Origin of the sequence: Streptomyces sp. NPDC091279, from assembly GCF_044757465.1 — a bacterium.
GTDB lineage: Bacteria > Actinomycetota > Actinomycetes > Streptomycetales > Streptomycetaceae > Streptomyces.
Map to the genome: position 1 here is coordinate 720619 of NZ_JBIVVA010000001.1, position 15396 is coordinate 736014.

13 protein-coding genes are annotated in these 15396 nt (G+C 72.4%); 6 read left to right on the forward strand and 7 right to left on the reverse strand.

All coding sequences use genetic code 11. From position 1 onward, the window contains the following. Positions 1 to 60: 60 nt before the first annotated feature. Positions 61 to 540 (forward strand): MarR family winged helix-turn-helix transcriptional regulator, encoded by a 480-nt coding sequence (locus ACIQOU_RS03050; protein WP_401533340.1) that lies wholly within the window; start codon positions 61 to 63, stop codon positions 538 to 540. Between the two features lie 113 nt (positions 541 to 653). Here ACIQOU_RS03050 and ACIQOU_RS03055 read toward each other — a convergent pair whose 3' ends face one another. Next, positions 654 to 1019: an STAS domain-containing protein gene (locus ACIQOU_RS03055; protein ID WP_401533343.1), complete on the reverse strand. Its 366-nt coding sequence runs from the start codon at positions 1017 to 1019 to the stop codon at positions 654 to 656. 331 nt (positions 1020 to 1350) lie between these two features. Here ACIQOU_RS03055 and ACIQOU_RS03060 point away from each other — a divergent pair, with 331 nt between their 5' ends. The 4 genes from ACIQOU_RS03060 (at position 1351) to ACIQOU_RS03075 (ending at position 4424) form a co-directional block, all read left to right on the forward strand. Continuing rightward, positions 1351 to 3009: a PP2C family protein-serine/threonine phosphatase gene (locus tag ACIQOU_RS03060; protein WP_401533345.1), complete on the forward strand. Its 1659-nt coding sequence runs from the start codon at positions 1351 to 1353 to the stop codon at positions 3007 to 3009. Positions 3010 to 3199: 190 nt separating this feature from the next. After that, positions 3200 to 3571, forward strand: a complete 372-nt coding sequence (locus tag ACIQOU_RS03065) for a PRC-barrel domain containing protein (protein WP_401533347.1) — start codon at positions 3200 to 3202, stop codon at positions 3569 to 3571. A gap of 17 nt (positions 3572 to 3588) precedes the next feature. After that, positions 3589 to 3960, forward strand: coding sequence for an STAS domain-containing protein (locus ACIQOU_RS03070; RefSeq protein ID WP_401533349.1), 372 nt, complete (start codon positions 3589 to 3591; stop codon positions 3958 to 3960). Further along, positions 3957 to 4424 carry an ATP-binding protein gene (locus ACIQOU_RS03075; protein ID WP_401533351.1) on the forward strand — a complete coding sequence of 156 codons (468 nt, stop codon included), beginning with the start codon at positions 3957 to 3959 and terminating at the stop codon, positions 4422 to 4424. The genes ACIQOU_RS03070 and ACIQOU_RS03075 overlap by 4 nt, the downstream gene beginning before the upstream one ends. Positions 4425 to 4455: 31 nt before the next feature. Here the strand turns inward: ACIQOU_RS03075 and ACIQOU_RS03080 are convergent, their stop codons facing one another. After that, positions 4456 to 6360, reverse strand: a complete 1905-nt coding sequence (locus ACIQOU_RS03080) for an AMP-dependent synthetase/ligase (RefSeq protein WP_401533354.1) — start codon at positions 6358 to 6360, stop codon at positions 4456 to 4458. Positions 6361 to 6565: 205 nt separating this feature from the next. Here ACIQOU_RS03080 and ACIQOU_RS03085 point away from each other — a divergent pair, with 205 nt between their 5' ends. Further along, positions 6566 to 7450 (forward strand): ion transporter, encoded by an 885-nt coding sequence (locus ACIQOU_RS03085; protein ID WP_401533355.1) that lies wholly within the window; start codon positions 6566 to 6568, stop codon positions 7448 to 7450. Here the strand turns inward: ACIQOU_RS03085 and glgB are convergent. The 5 genes from glgB to ACIQOU_RS03110 all read right to left on the reverse strand — a co-directional run bounded on the left by glgB (position 7433) and on the right by ACIQOU_RS03110 (position 15103). Continuing rightward, a complete protein-coding gene (glgB, locus tag ACIQOU_RS03090; RefSeq protein ID WP_401533358.1) occupies positions 7433 to 9673 on the reverse strand; it encodes a 1,4-alpha-glucan branching enzyme in 2241 nt (746 codons plus the stop codon). The genes ACIQOU_RS03085 and glgB overlap by 18 nt on opposite strands. A 5-nt stretch (positions 9674 to 9678) precedes the next feature. After that, positions 9679 to 10995, reverse strand: coding sequence for a maltokinase (locus ACIQOU_RS03095; protein WP_401533360.1), 1317 nt, complete (start codon positions 10993 to 10995; stop codon positions 9679 to 9681). 23 nt (positions 10996 to 11018) lie between these two features. Beyond that, positions 11019 to 12725 (reverse strand): maltose alpha-D-glucosyltransferase, encoded by a 1707-nt coding sequence (treS, locus tag ACIQOU_RS03100; RefSeq protein ID WP_401533363.1) that lies wholly within the window; start codon positions 12723 to 12725, stop codon positions 11019 to 11021. A 39-nt stretch (positions 12726 to 12764) separates the two neighbouring features. Continuing rightward, complete coding sequence (locus ACIQOU_RS03105; protein ID WP_401533366.1) at positions 12765 to 14729, reverse strand: alpha-1,4-glucan--maltose-1-phosphate maltosyltransferase; 1965 nt, start codon at positions 14727 to 14729, stop codon at positions 12765 to 12767. Positions 14730 to 14803: 74 nt separating this feature from the next. Beyond that, positions 14804 to 15103 (reverse strand): DUF5133 domain-containing protein, encoded by a 300-nt coding sequence (locus ACIQOU_RS03110; RefSeq protein ID WP_401533368.1) that lies wholly within the window; start codon positions 15101 to 15103, stop codon positions 14804 to 14806. Positions 15104 to 15396 lie beyond the last annotated feature (293 nt).

Consider the following 15396-nt stretch of genomic DNA (forward strand, 5'->3'; position numbering starts at 1 on the left):
GGGCCGGGGCGTGGGCGCCGGTGACCTGACAGCGGTCCGGAACCCTGCCAGAGTGGCTGCGTGACGTCCTCGTACCAGCGCCCGCAACCCGATGAGGTGGCGCGTGTCACCTCACAGGCGGCGGAACTGCTCGAAGTGCTGTGGGGCCGCGCCTCCACGGCGCCGGTCTCCGCCTCCCAACTGCGTGTGCTCTTCATCCTGGAGCACAACGAGGGAATCAACCTGCGCACGCTCGCGGACGCCCTGGGTTCCACCCCGCCGTCGACGAGCCGGCTCTGCGACCGGCTCCAGGCCGTCGGGTTCGTGGAGCGCCGGGCGGCCGCCACCAGCCGGCGCGAACTGCGGCTGTATCTGAGCCACCGCGGCCGGACCTTCCTGACCGACCTGCGGCTGCGCCGGGAGAGCGCCCTGACGGCGGTCCTGGAGCAGATGCCACTGGCGCAGCGGTCCGCGCTGCTGAGCGGCCTCGAAGCCTTCTGCGACGCCGCCTCGGCACAGATCCACGGCGAGAGCGGGCAGCCGCCCGCCCGCACCGCCTGACCGGCGCCGGGGAGGAGCGGCAGCTCGCCGCCCCTCCCACGCCGCCGGGGCACACCGTCCCCGGCCGGCGCCGGTCTATCTCGCCGGGTACGTCCGGTACCTCGGGTGTCGCCTCATGCCGCGTCGATCCGTCCGAGCGCGGCGTCGACGGTCTCCGACACCGGCACCGTGATGCTGACGCCGGTCAGATCCAGCACCCTGCGCACGGCGGGCGCCGGCGCGATGATGTGGACGCTGCCGGAGATCTCCCGGGCCTCCTGGTAGATCCGCAGCACGATGTTCATGCCGGACGAGTCCATGAACGGCACCCCCGACAGGTCGATCAGGAAGTGCTTGCGGCCGTGGTGCAGCTGGTTGGCCAGGTGGTGCCGGAACTCGGTCGCGGTGTCGATGTCCAGGTACCCCTCCACCACGAGGAGGGCGACATCCTCACGCGGCAGGGTGACCTCGACGGACAGGGGATTCTGGGCGATGGACACGGGTACCTCTCTCGCAGTCGTCATGTGTTGGCCGGGCGCCAGCGCGATTACCCCCGAACCCACACGCCATGCACACGGGCCCTCCGTAGCCCATGGTCCGACGCCTGCCCACGCGGCCGGGGAGGGTCCCGCGCAAGCCGCCCGTTCGGGTGAACGTGCCGCGACCGCACCCCAGGTGACAGGGGGTGAGCCCGCCGCTGGAGGCCGTCGTGGCGCCCGGTGGCCCTTGCCGGGCCCCTCGCCCCCGCGAGAGAGTTGCCGTAAGGAAACATTCACCGGCATTCGCCGTCTTCCGGAAGGTGGTGGGCGCGCGTCCGCGCGTGCCTTGCTCTTGACGACACCCCCGTACTCACCCCACGCCCCGCGTGGCGCCCCCTCGGGCGCGGCCTGGACCGCCGCGCCGTACCCGGTACTGGTCGCGGACCCGCAGGGCGATCTCATCGACCTGAACCCGGCGGCCGCCGCGCTGCTGCCCGACGCCGCCCGCGGCACCCGCCTGCGGGACGTCGCCCCGGCCTGGATCGCCGACGCCCACGACCGGTTCGTGCCCGCCGTCCCCCGCCAGGGCACCGGACACGCCGAGCACGGCAGCCTCGGTGACCGCACCTACGAGGCCCACCCCGGCCGCACCGCCGACGGCGACGTCGTCTGGTGGCTCGTCGACGACACCGCCCGCCGCCGCGCCGAGGCCGCCCTCGACGGCGAACGCCGCCGCACCGCCTTCCTCGCCCGCGCCTCCAGCGCCCTCCTCGGCTCGCTCGACCTCGCCCACTGCACGGACGTCACCGCCACGCTGGCCGCCGGTCAGCTCGCCGACGCCGCCGTGGTCGTCGCCCCGGGCCGCGGCCACCGTTTCCCCCTCACCTCCTGCGTCGCCGACGGGAGCCCCGTCCACCGCATCGCGCACGGCGAACCGGCCGACGTCGCCGGCCTGTACGAGGCGCTGCACGTCTTCCCGCCCGTGCCCTCCCGGCGGCCGGACCCGGCCGAAGTACCCGACTGGCTGGTCCCCGAGGGGTTCGCACGGCCGGTCGGCGCGGTCCTGGTCACCCCGCTGCCCGGACACGGCGTTCCGGCCGGGGCGCTGGTGCTGCTGCGCGGCGCGGGGCAGCCGCCGTTCTCGGAGAGTGAGGAACTCTTCGCCCGGCTCTTCGCCGCCCGCGCCGGAGCCGCCCTCTCCGTCGCCCGCATGTACGCGGAGCAGGCCGCCATCACCACCACCCTGATGCGGGAACTGCTGCCGCCGCGCCTGCACGACGTCCACGGCGTCGAGTTCGCGGGCTCCTACCGGCCCTCCGGCGAGGGCGAGCACGTCGGCGGCGACTTCTACGACGTCCACCCCGGCACCGACGCCGGACAGGAGACCCTGGTGGTCCTCGGCGACGTGTGCGGCAAGGGCCTGGAGGCCGCCGTCCTCACCGGCAAGATCCGCAACACCCTGCACGCCCTGCTGCCGCTGGCCGCCGACCACCAACGCCTCCTCGCCCTCCTCAACGGCGCCCTGATCGGCTCCCACCACACGAGGTTCGCGACCCTGCTGCTGACGTCCGTGGCCCGGCGCGGCCGCACCGTCCAGCTGCGGGTCACCAGCGCGGGCCACCCGCCTCCGCTGATCGTCCGCGCCGACGGCACCGTCGAGACCACCCCCACCCGGGGCTCCCTGGTCGGGGTCTTCCCCACCATCACCTCCACCACCGCCCGGGTCGAACTCTCCCCCGGTGAGACCTGCCTGCTGTTCACCGACGGCATCACCGAGGCGCGCGGCGGCCCGCTCGGCGACGAGATGTTCGGGCAGGAACGCGTCGAGGAGGCCCTCGCCGACTGCGCGGGCAGGACCGCCCGGGCGGTCGTCGCCCAGGTGCGCACCCTCGCCGAACAGTGGGTCGGCGGCGGCCGCCACGACGACATGGCCCTGGTGGCCGTCACCGCCCCGCGCCACGCCCACCTCAGCGCCGTCGACGGGCACACCCGCGGCCGGTACACGGCATGACGGCCCGCGTGTTCGACCCGCTCGCCGCACCCGCAGAGAAGTTCGACGGCCGCCTCCCCCGCACGTGGGAGATCCGAGGCGGCCCGAATGTGCGGGAAGGACGCGGGTAGGCGGTGCTGTGGAGCCGCCCGCAACGGCGGCTCACCAACCGTCCTTGAGGGACTTGAGGGACTTGAGGGAAGGGAGCGGCGTGAGCGCCGACAGCATCTGGTCGTACGCCCCGGCATCCGGCCATGTGACAGGGCAGGACCTGACAGGTTTCTCCGTCGACGCGCGGGACGGCACCATCGGCGTCGCGGAGCGCGAGGCGGACCCCGCAGGGATGCTGCACCTCGTGGTCGACACCGCCGTCTGGGCGTTCGGCCGCAGCGTCCTGGTGCCGGCCGGCGCCGTCACCGCCGTCGACGACGAGAACCGCACGATCAGCGTGGCGTGCACCCGGGCGGAGGTGAAGGGGGCACCCCGCTTCGAGACCGACAGCGAGACCCTCGACCCGGCCTACCTGGCGAGCGTCGCCGCGTACTACCGGGACCTGAGCGGGCAGCAGCCCCTGACCTCCTGAACGAGGGGACACGAGCGATGGCCCAGGAGCGGGAGGCAATCGTCACCTGCGACCCCGAACGCGACGGCGTCGTCGTGCGCGTGCGGGGCGACATCGACGCGGAGAGCGCACCGCTGCTCCAGGCGGCGCTGCACACCGCTCGCCGCGCACGGTCGGCACGCACCGTCGTCGACCTGTCCGCAACGGAGTTCGCCGACTCCTCGATCCTGCACGTGCTGCTGGAGGAGAAGGAGGCCCACCGACGGGCCGCCCGGCCCATGGTGGTGGCGGGACCGTTCCACGAGAGCATCGAAAGGCTGTTTGAGGTGACTGGCACCACGGGGTACTTCGCCCTCACCGACGACATCGCAACGGCCATGGAGGCGCCGCGGGCGGTGACGGACCGGTGAGCGACACCGTACGTCCGGCCGCGATGTCCACCCCGCTGTCCGAGGGCGCGCCGACCGACCCGGGCGTGGCGACGGCGGCACACGCCCGCGCGCACGCCCGGGCGGTGGTCCGCGAACAGTGGGACACGCGCTCGCGCACCGCCCGCGACGAGGACGTCATCGACCTCCTGCTCGTCGTGTCGGAACTGGTCACCAACGCCATCCGGCACGGCGACGGGCTCGCCGGATTCGAGGTCGCGGTCACCGACGACGGCGTCCGGCTGCTCGTGCACGACCACAGCGACGCCGTACCGCGCAGCGCGGCCGGCGCCGCGCCGCCCGGCCACCGGGTCAGCGGCTACGGCTGGCCGCTCGTGCTGCGGCTGGCCCGGGAGGTCGCCGTCGACCGGCGCGCCGGGGGCGGCAAGACGATCAGCGCGCTGATGCCGCTGACCGCCGCGTCGGACGGCCCCGCGCGCGGCTGACCCGGCGGCGGAGACCCGCGGGGGAGACCGGTCAGCGGAAGACGTCGTCCGCGTCGTCCCACTCGGCCTGCGGCTGCGGCACGCTCGGGCGCGGGGGCCGGGAGCGCGCCAGGTACATCGCGTCGATCTCCGCCGCGCAGTGCTCGACGATCGCGTCCCTGCGCAGCTTCATCGACGGCGTCAGCAGCCCGTTCGTCTGGTCGAAGGGCCGGGCCAGTATCCGGAACACGCGGATCGACTCGGCGTGCGAGACCGTGCTGTTGGCGGCGGCGACCGCCCGCCCGATCTCCTCCCGCAGCGCGTTCTCCTCCCGGGTCTGCCGGCTCGGCGCCTCACCCTGCGAGGTGAGCGACCCCCGCCAGAAGGCGAGGAACTCCGGGTCCAGGGTGAGCAACGCGCCGACGCAGGGCCGGTTGTCGCCCACCACGACCGCCTGATGGATCAACGGGTGCATCCGCAGCCGCTGTTCCAGCGCGGCCGGGGCGACGCTCTTGCCGCTGCTGGTGACGACGACGTCCTTGGTGCGCCCGGTGATCGTGAGATACCCCTCGGCGTCCAGCCAGCCGAGGTCCCCGGTGGCCAGCCAGCCGCCCCGGAGCGCGTCCAGGGTCGCCGCCCGGTCGCCCAGGTAGCCCTGGAACACCGACGCGCCGCGCAGCAGCACCTCGCCGTCGTCCGCGAGCATCAGGTCGACGCCAGGCAGCGCCTGTCCGACCGTCCCGGACTTCTCCCGCCCGAGCGGCTGCATGGTGACCCCGCCGCCGGTCTCGGTCAGGCCGTAGCCGTCGTTCACGTAGATGCCGATGCCCTCGTAGAAATGGGAGAGTTCCCGGCCGAGCGCCGACCCGCCGGAGGAGGCCCGCACCACCCGGCCGCCCAGCACCGACCGCAGCCGCCGGTACACGGTCCGCTCGAACAGGGCGTGCTGCAACCGCAGTTCGAGCCCGGGTCCGGTGCCCTCGCCGAGCCGCCGGCGTTCCGTCGCCGCCGCGAACTCCCGTGCCGTGGCCGCCGCCCGCTCGAACAGGGCCCCGCGCCCGTCCTGTTGCGCGGTGCGCAGATACGTCTTGTAGATCTTCTCGAACACCGACGGCACGGCGTAGAAGTACGTGGGCCTGAACGACCGCAGGGCACCGGCCAGCGCCTCGCCGCTCAACTCCGGTTCGTGGCCCATCAGCAGGCCGCCGCGCAGGCACAGGCTCTGGATCATCAGCCCGTACACATGGGAGAACGGCAGGAAGGCGAGCACGGAGCCCTGTTCGCCGGGCGGGGCGGCGGTCCGGCCCCAGCCCGCCAGCAGGGTGTCGCAGGAGCTGACCAGGTTGAGGTGGCTGAGCGCGCACCCCAGGGGCCGCCCGGTCGTGCCCGAGGTGTAGGCGATGACGGCGGTGGAGTCCGGCAGCACGATCCGGCGCAACGAGTCGACGGTCGTCGTCGCCACCGACGCGCCCGCGCGCACCAGTTCGTCCAGCGCCCCGGCGTCCAGCTGCCAGACGTGCCGCAGCGACGGCAGCGTCCCGCACACCGACCCGACCGTCATCACGGCCTGCTCGTCCTCCACCACCACGGCCGCGCACCCGGCGTCCCGCAGAATCCACTCCACCTGTTCGCGCGAGGACGTCGGGTAGATCGGCACGACCTCCGCGCCCACCGCCCACAGCGCGTAGCTCAGGACCGTCCACTCGTACCGGGTCCTGGCCATGATGGCCACCCGGTGCCCGGGGGAGATCCCCGAGGCGATCATCCCCTTCGCCAACTCCACGACCTGATCACGGAGTTCGGCCGCCGACACCTCCTCCCAGACGCTGGAGCCGGGCACCGGCCTGCGCGCCAGCACGGGCCGGGCGGGAGCCTTGACCGCCGTCTCGAAGACGCTGTCGGCGAGCCCGCCGGTCAGCGGCGCGACGGTGGGGGGAGCGAGGGCGTAGGCGCACATGCGCTGCTCCTGACGTGTACGGGGTGTGACGTTGCCGATCAGAACCGTGCTCGGCGGTGCCCGAATCTAGTCCAGGTGGGACCGGTCGGTGCCCTGATCCGACAATTGGCCTGCGTCCAGGCCGACGTGGCGGCCCGCGTGATCGACTCGGGCGCCCGGCATCTACAGTGCTGTAGAAATTTTTCGTGGAAGGCGATCCCCCGACATGCCGGACCAGCAAGCCCAGTTGACCGAGTTTCCGTTACGGTCGACCCGTCACGATCTGGCACTGCGGTGCCGCACGCTCACCGAGACGCGCTGGTTCGCGTGCGGCGTCCTGGTCGTGATCCTCCTCAACGCCGCACTGCTGGGCCTGGAGACCTACTCCGGGCTCGCCGAGGAGTGGCACCGCCCGCTGCGGCTGGCCGAACACACCTGTCTGGCGGCCTTCAGCGCCGAGATCCTGATCCGGATCGCTGCCCACGCCGACCGGCCGCGCGACTTCTTCAAGGACCCCTGGAACCTCTTCGACCTCGCCGTGGTCCTGTGCGCCTTCCTGCCGCTGGTGCGGGAGAACACCACGGTGCTGCGGCTGCTGCGCCTCGCGCGGGTGCTGCGCACCGCCCGTTTCCTGCCCCAACTGCGCATCGTGCTCTCGGCGGTGGTCCGCAGCCTGCCAGGAACGCTCAGCTTCCTGCTGGTGGGCGCCCTGCTGCTGTATCTGTACGCGATGGTCGGCTGGGTCTTCTTCGGCAGCGCCGACCCCCAGCACTACGGCTCCATCGGCCGCGCCGTGCTCACCCTGTTCCTGCTGATGACCCTGGACGGCATCGGCGACGCCGTGCACGCGGGCCTGGAGGTCTCCCGCTGGAGCATCCTCTACTACGCCTCCTACGTGCTGCTCGCCTCCTTCGTCCTCGTCAACGTCCTGATCGGCGTGGTCATCACCTCCCTCGACGAGGCCCGCGAGACCGAACGGGAGCAGCCGGCACCGGCCGACCACCCCACCGACCTGCTGCGCAACCGCATCACCGAGGCCCGCAGCGCCCTCGACGCCCTCGAACGCGACCTCGCCGCCCACTCCGGCGGACGGTCACTCGGCGGGCCGTAGCCAGACCGTCGCGAGCGGCGGCAGGGTGAGCCGGATGCTCGCGGGGCGGTCGTGGAAGCCGTGCGGCTCGGGCCGGAGCACGCCCGGGTTGGTGACGTCGCCGCCGCCGTAGCGGGCCGCGTCCGTGTTGAGGACCTCGCGCCAGCCGGGGACGGAGTCCGGGACGCCGATCCGGTAGTCGTGGCGGACGGCGGGGGAGAGGTGGGTGAGCGACAGCAGCGGGGTGCCCCGGGCGTCCAGCCGCAGGTGGGCGAAGACGTTGTCGTCGGCGGCGTCCCCGACGATCCACTGGAAGCCGCCCGGGTCGGTGTCGCGCTGCCACAGGGCGGGAGTCGCCGCGTAGAGCGTGTTCAGGTCGCGCACCAGGTCCCGCACGCCCCGGTGGTCGGCCTCGGCGCCGTAGGCGGGGTCCAGGAGCCACCAGTCGGGCCCGTGCGCCTCGGACCACTCCGCGCCCTGCGCGAACTCCTGCCCCATGAACAGGAGTTGCTTGCCCGGATGCGCCCACATCTGGGCCAGGTAGGCGCGCAGGTTGGCGCGCTGCTGCCACCAGTCGCCGGGCATCTTGGAGACGAGGGAGCCCTTGCCGTGCACGACCTCGTCGTGGGACAGGGGCAGCACGTAGTTCTCGCTGTACGCGTACACCATCGAGAACGTCATCTCGTTGTGGTGGTACTTGCGGTGCACCGGCTCGTGCGCCATGTACACCAGGGAGTCGTGCATCCAGCCCATGTTCCACTTCAGGCCGAAACCCAGACCGCCCGAGTCGGTGGGCCGGGTCACCCCGTCCCAGGCCGTCGACTCCTCCGCCATGGTCACCACCCCCGGCACCCGCCGGTACACGGTCGCGTTCATCTCCTGGAGGAACGCCACGGCGTCGAGGTCCTCCCGCCCGCCGTGCACATTCGGCGTCCACTGCCCCGAGTCCCGCGAGTAGTCGAGGTAGAGCATCGAGGCGACGGCGTCCACCCGCAGCCCGTCGATGTGGAACTCCTCGCACCAGTACACGGCGTTGGCGACCAGGAAGTTGCGCACCTCGGTCCGCCCGAGGTCGAACTCATAGGTCCCCCAGTCCGGATGCTCGGCCCGCCGGGTGTCCCCGGGCTCGTACAGCGGGTCCCCGTCGAACCGCGCCAACGCCCAGTCGTCCTTGGGGAAATGGGCGGGCACCCAGTCGAGGATCACCCCGACCCCGGCCCGGTGCAGCGCGTCGACGAGGAACCGGAAGTCGTCCGGGCTGCCGAGCCGCGAGGTCGGCGCGTAGAACCCGGTGACCTGGTAGCCCCACGAGCCGCCGAAGGGATGCTCCGCCACCGGCATCAACTCGACATGCGTGAACCCAAGATCCCGCACATACGCCGGCAGCACCTCGGCCAGCTGACGGTAGGTCAACCCCGGCCGCCAGGACGGGAGATGGACCTCGTAGACCGAGAACGGCGCCTCGTGCACCGGCACCTCGCCGCGCCGGGCGAGCCACTCCGCGTCCGTCCACTCGTGGTGCGAGGCCGTCACCACGGACGCCGTCGCGGGCGGCACCTCGGTGGCGCGGGCCATCGGGTCCGACTTCAGGAACCGGCTCCCGTACCGCGAGGTGATCTCGAACTTGTAGTGGGCGCCCTCCCCGATGCCCGGCACGAACAGCTCCCACACCCCGGCCGCGCCCAGCGACCGCATCGGCAGCGCCGTCCCGTCCCAGCACGTGAAGTCCCCGGCGACCCGCACCCCCTGGGCGTTGGGCGCCCACACCGTGAACCGGGTGCCCGCGACGCCCTGGTGGGCCATCGGCTCGGCACCGAGCGCCTTCCACAGCTGCTCGTGCCGGCCCTCCCGGACGAGATGCAGGTCGACCTCGCCGAGCGCCGGCAGGAACCGGTAGGGGTCCTCCGTCTCCTGCTCGCCGTCCGCGTACGCCACCCGCAGCGTGTACGCGGGGATCGCGGTGAGCGCCAGCACCCCGGAGAAGAAACCGTCGCCCTCCGACACCAGCGGCCGCCGGACACCGTCGACGACCACGCTCACCGACCGCGCGTACGGGCGCAGCGCCCGGAACGCCACGCCGCCCGGCACCGGGTGGGCGCCGAGCAGGGCATGGGGATCGTGATGGCGGCCGGTGAGCAGCCGTTCGCGTTCGTCGGGTGCGAGCGGGGGCGCGGCCGGGCACACCCGGGGCGCCCGGACGGGCGGTCCTGACGGCTCGGGGAGCGACGTGTCACGCAGGGCCACGGGGTTCAGCCTCCTCTTACGGCGAGACGTTCGATCGCCGCCATCGGGACGGGGAGCCAGTCGGGTCGGTGCCGGGCCTCGTAGAGGACCTCGTACACGGCCCGGTCGGTCTCATGGGCACGCAGCAGGGCGTGGGTGGTGCGGGGGTCCCAGCCTGCCCGGTCGGCGTAGCCCGCGCAGAACGCCTCGCGGCACCGGCGGGCCCACTCCGGACGCCAGGGCAGACGCTGGCGGGCGGCGTAGTCGAAGGAGCGGAGCATCCCGGCGATGTCACGCACCGGGGACTGGACCCCGCGCCGCTCCGCCAGCGGACGCGACGGCTCGCCCTCGAAGTCGATGACGAACCAGTCCCCGCCGGTCCGCAGCACCTGCCCCAGATGCAGATCGCCGTGGACCCGCTGGGCGGGCGGGCCGGGATCGCAGGCGGCGAGCGCGTCGAACGCGGTCCGCAGCCCCGGCACATGCGGGCGCAGCGACGGCACGGCCCGTGCGGCGGCCGTCAGCCGTTCGGTCATCGCGGCCGCCGTGCGCGCCCGGTCGGCATGCGCGCCGCGCGGGAACGCCGACGCCAGCGCGACATGCACCTCCGCCATCGCCTGCCCCAACTCCCGTGACGCGTCGGTGAACGCGTCACCGGAGGCGAGCGCCCGCAGGGCCAGCTCCCAGCCGTCGCGGGCGTCGGGCAGAAACGGCTGGAGCACGCCGAGCGTCGCCTCCAGCGGAAACGTCGTCCGCAGCCACGCCACCGGCGCCGGCACCCGCCCGCAGCCCTGCGCGGCCAGCGCCCCCGGCACCTCCAGGTCGGGGTTCACCCCGGCCTGCACCCGCCGGAAGACCTTGAGGATGAACGCGTTCCCGTACACCAGCGAGGAGTTGGACTGCTCGGCGTCCAGCACCCGGGGCGCGAGCCCGGCCGGTACCCGCACGGCCGGGTCGGCCTCGAAGCGCAGCGGCCCGGCGCTGCCGGGGTGCCGCAGCCGTTCCAGGAGGAACCGCGCGGCACGGGGGTCCTGGAGGGCGTCGTAGACCGTGAGTCCGGCGAGCGCACCCGCCTCGGCCCGGCCGATCAGGGCGTGGCGCAGGCGCGGTGCGGGCGTCGCCCGGGTGCCCAGCAGGAGCTGGTAGCAGTCGCCGGCCTCGACCAGCACATGCAGGCAGCCCGGGAACAGCTCCGTCATCGACAGCAGGGTCAGCTCGGTGAGCGGCCGGTCCTTGCCCGCGAACCAGCGCTGCCGGGGCAGCCACGCGCGCAGCAGCCCGGCGAGGCAGGCCGGCGGCGCGGCCGTGGCGGGGTGTCTGGGGAGGGTTGCGGTCTTCGGCATGACGCGTCCTTTCGCCGGCGCCTTCAGGGGCGTCGGCCGCTCCGGGAGAGCCTGAACCAGTAGAAGCCGTGACCGCCGAGGGTCAGCAGATAGGGCAGTTCGCCGATGGCCGGGAAGCGGACTCCGCCGATCAGCTCGACGGGATGCCGTCCGTCGAAGGCGCGCAGATCGAGTTCGGTGGGCTGCGGGAAGCGGGAGAAGTTGTGCACGCACAGCACGAGGTCGTCCCCGTACTCGCGCAGGAACGCCAGGACGGCCGGGTTGGAGGAGGGGAGTTCGGTGTAGGTGCCGAGCCCGAACGCCGGGTTCTGCTTGCGGATCTCGATCATGCGCCGCGTCCAGTGCAGCAGCGACGACGGCGACGACATCGACGCCTCGACGTTGGTGACCTGGTAGCCGTAGACGGGGTCCATGATCGTCGGCAGGGAGAGGCGCCCCGGGTCGCAGGAGGAGAACCCGGCGTTGCGGTCGGGGGTCCACTGCATGGGGGTGCGGACGGCGTCGCGGTCCCCGAGCCAGATGTTGTCGCCCATGCCGATCTCGTCGCCGTAGTAGAGGATCGGCGAGCCGGGCAGGGAGAGGAGGAGGGCGGTGAAGAGTTCGATCTGGTTGCGGTCGTTGTCGAGGAGGGGGGCGAGGCGGCGGCGGATGCCGATGTTGGCCCGCATGCGGGGGTCTTTCGCGTACTCCGCCCACATGTAGTCGCGTTCCTCGTCGGTGACCATCTCCAACGTCAGCTCGTCGTGGTTGCGCAGGAAGATGCCCCACTGGCAACGGGCGGGGATCGCGGGGGTCTTGGCCAGGATCTCGGAGACCGGGTGGCGGGACTCGCGGCGCACGGCCATGAAGATGCGGGGCATGACGGGGAAGTGGAACGCCATGTGGCATTCGTCGCCGCCGCTCTGGTAGTCGCCGAAGTAGTCGACGACGTCCTCGGGCCACTGGTTCGCCTCGGCCAGCAGCACCGTGTCCGGGTACATCGCGTCGATCTCACGGCGGACCCGCTTGAGGAACCCGTGACTGGCGGGCAGGTTCTCGCAGGTGGTGCCCTCGGCCGCGTACAGATACGGCACGGCGTCGAGCCGGAAGCCGTCGATGCCGAGGTCGAGCCAGAACCGCAGGGCGGCCAGGATCTCCTCCTGGACGGCCGGGTTCTCGTAGTTGAGGTCTGGCTGGTGGGAGAAGAAGCGGTGGAAGAAGTACTGCTTGCGGACCGGGTCGAACGTCCAGTTGGAGGCCTCGGTGTCGACGAAGATGACCCGTGCCTCCGGGAACTGCTGGTCGTCGTCGGCCCACATGTAGTAGTCCCCGTAGGGGCCTTCGGGGTTCTTCCTGGACTCCTGGAACCACGGGTGCTGATCGCTGGTGTGGTTCATGACGAAGTCGATGATGACGCGCATGCCGCGGTGGTGGGCGGCGTCGACGAACTCGACGAAGTCCGCGAGGTCACCGAACTCGGGCAGGACGGCGGTGTAGTCGGAGACGTCGTAACCGCCGTCGCGCAGTGGGGACTTGAAGAAGGGCGGGAGCCAGATGCAGTCGATGCCCAGCCACTGGAGGTAGTCGAGCTTGGCGGTGAGGCCCTTGAGGTCGCCGACGCCGTCGCCGTTGCTGTCCTGGAAGGAGCGGACGAGGACCTCATAGAAGACCGCGCGCTTGAACCAATCCGGGTCCCGGTCCTTGGCGGGGGTGTCCTCGAAGGTGTCCGGGACGGGCTGGTTGACTGTCATGGGGCTCTGGCCCTCCTGTCGGTGGCGGGTGGGTGCGGACTACCGCTGGACGTGGAACACGTGGGCCGGCGACCGCCCGGGTTCCAGGCGCACATAGTTGCTCCTGCCCCAGTCGTAGGTCTGCCCCGTGAGTTCGTCACGCATCGACGTGAATGCGCCCCACTCCAGGCCGAGTTGCGGCATGTCCAACGAGACCGTCGCTTCCTGGGTGTGGTGCGGGTCGAGGTTGGCGACGACCAGGACGGTGTCGTCGCCGGTCGTCTTGCTGTAGGCGATGACCGCGTCGTTGTCGGTCGGGTGGAAGCGCAGATTGCGCAGCCGTCGCAGCGCCGGGTGGGCGCGGCGGATCGCGTTGAGGCGGCCGATCAGCGGAGCGATGGTCCGCCCCTGGCGTGCGGCGGCCTCCCAGTCACGGGGCTTGAGCTGGTACTTCTCGGAGTCGAGGTACTCCTCGCTGCCGGCCCGCACGGGGGTGTTCTCGCAGAGTTCGTAGCCGCTGTAGATGCCCCAGGTGGGGGAGAGGGTGGCGGCGAGGACGGCCCGGAGTTCGAAGGCGGGCCGTCCGCCGTGCTGGAGGAATGCGTGCAGGATGTCGGGGGTGTTGACGAAGAGGTTCGGCCGCATCGACGCGGCGGTCTCACCGGCGAGTTCGGTGAGGTACTCGGTCAACTCCCCTTTGCCGGTGCGCCAGGTGAAGTAGGTGTAGGACTGCTGGAAGCCGATCTCACCGAGGGTGCGCATCATCGCGGGGCGGGTGAAGGCCTCGGCCAGGAAGATCACGTCGGGGTCGGAGGCGTTGATCTCACCGATCACGCGCTCCCAGAACAGCACCGGCTTGGTGTGCGGGTTGTCGACGCGGAAGATCCGCACGCCGTGGCCCATCCACAGACGGAGGACGCGCAGCGTCTCCGTGACCAGGCCGTCGAGGTCCGCGTCGAACGCGATCGGGTAGATGTCCTGGTACTTCTTCGGCGGGTTCTCCGCGTACGCGATGCTCCCGTCCGAGCGGTGATGGAACCACTCCGGGTGCTTCTCCACCCACGGGTGGTCCGGCGAGCACTGCAACGCGAAGTCCAGTGCGACCTCCAGGTCATGGGCGCGGGCCTGCGCCACGAACCACGCGAAGTCCTCGACCGTCCCCAGGCGCGGGTGCACCGCGTCGTGCCCGCCCTCCGGCGAACCGATCGCCCACGGCACCCCCACATCGTCCGGGCCCGCCGACAGCGCGTTGTTGCGGCCCTTGCGATGGGTCGTGCCGATCGGGTGGATCGGCGGGAGGTAGACGACGTCGAAGCCCATGTCCGCGATCGCCGCGAGCCGCCGGGCCGCCGTCCGGAACGTGCCGTGCGGCTGGTTGAGGGTGCCCTCGGAGCGCGGGAAGAACTCGTACCAGGCCCCGTACAGCGCCCGCTCCCGCTCGACCAGGAGCGGCAACTCCTCGGAGGCGGTGACCAGTTCACGCAGCGGATACCGGGCGAGCACCGCCGTCAGCTCCGGCGCGCGGGCCGCCGCCCACCTGGCCGCGACCGGGGTCGTGTCGTCGCGCAGGGCGGCCGCGGCGGCCAGCACCGAGGCGCGTCCGGCGCTGTCGGGGACGTCGGCCGCGGCCCGCTCGTGCAGGTCGGCGCCCTCCTCCAGGACCAGGCCGACATCGATGCCGGCCGGGATCTTGACGCTCGCGTGCCGGTGCCAGGTGGCGAGCGGGTCGCTCCACGCCTCCACCCGGAACGTCCAGTCCCCGACCCGGCCCGGGGTGACCTCCGCGCCCCAGCGATCGGTGCCGGGCGCCAGTTCGCGCATCGGCGCCCGCACCGCCGTTCGCCCCGCCGGATCGGTCAGGACGACGTCGGCGGCCACCGCGTCGTGCCCCTCGCGGAACACCGTCGCCGTGACCTCGAACGTCTCTCCCTCGACCGCCTTCGCCGGGCGTCGGCCGTGCTCGACGGCCGGCCGGACGTCCCGGACCGGGATGCGGCCGATGGCCGAAACCGCGTGCGCGTTCATGAGGGTGTCGCCTTCGCCGTGCTGGGCCCCGGGCGGCCGGCCCGGACGGTGTCTTGCTGCTGCGCCGGACGGGGCTACGCGCCCGCGGGGGAGTGCCCCAGCGCGACCGGCGGCCCGTGCCCGACAGGAACGCCCGTTCGGCGCAACCCGGCCCGCTCCTGGAGGTAGGCCGTCGGGGTGGACCGCAGATAGCGGTCGGCGGCGTCGGCCGCCTCGCGCGCGCAGCGCTCGCCCATCAGCACGCACAGCGTGTACCCCGCGTCCTCGAACGCGGAACGCACCGTGAGATCCCCGGGAGACGCCAGCGTCAGGCGCTCCCAGGCCCGGTACCGCCGCACGTGCCGGGCGACTTCGGCTCTGGCCGGTAGCAGCATGCGTCGATCACCTTCCGGGCTCGATGGTGGGGGACCCGACCGCCGGACGGCGGCCGTGCGTGAAGAGGCACGGCCGCGTCATCGACAGCGAGGCCTGCACACATGGTGCACGGACGGCGACCCAGCGTCTTGTTAGAGCTTCAACCACCTGTCGGGGCGCCCCGCGCTCGTGTTGCGCGAATGGAGTAGCGCTCGCACCCTGGAGATCACTCAGGAGCGAACGACGCTCACGCTTCGCGATCGAAGCCCGTCTCTCGGAGACGGTGAGCGGGACCCTCGCCGGTGAGGAGCCA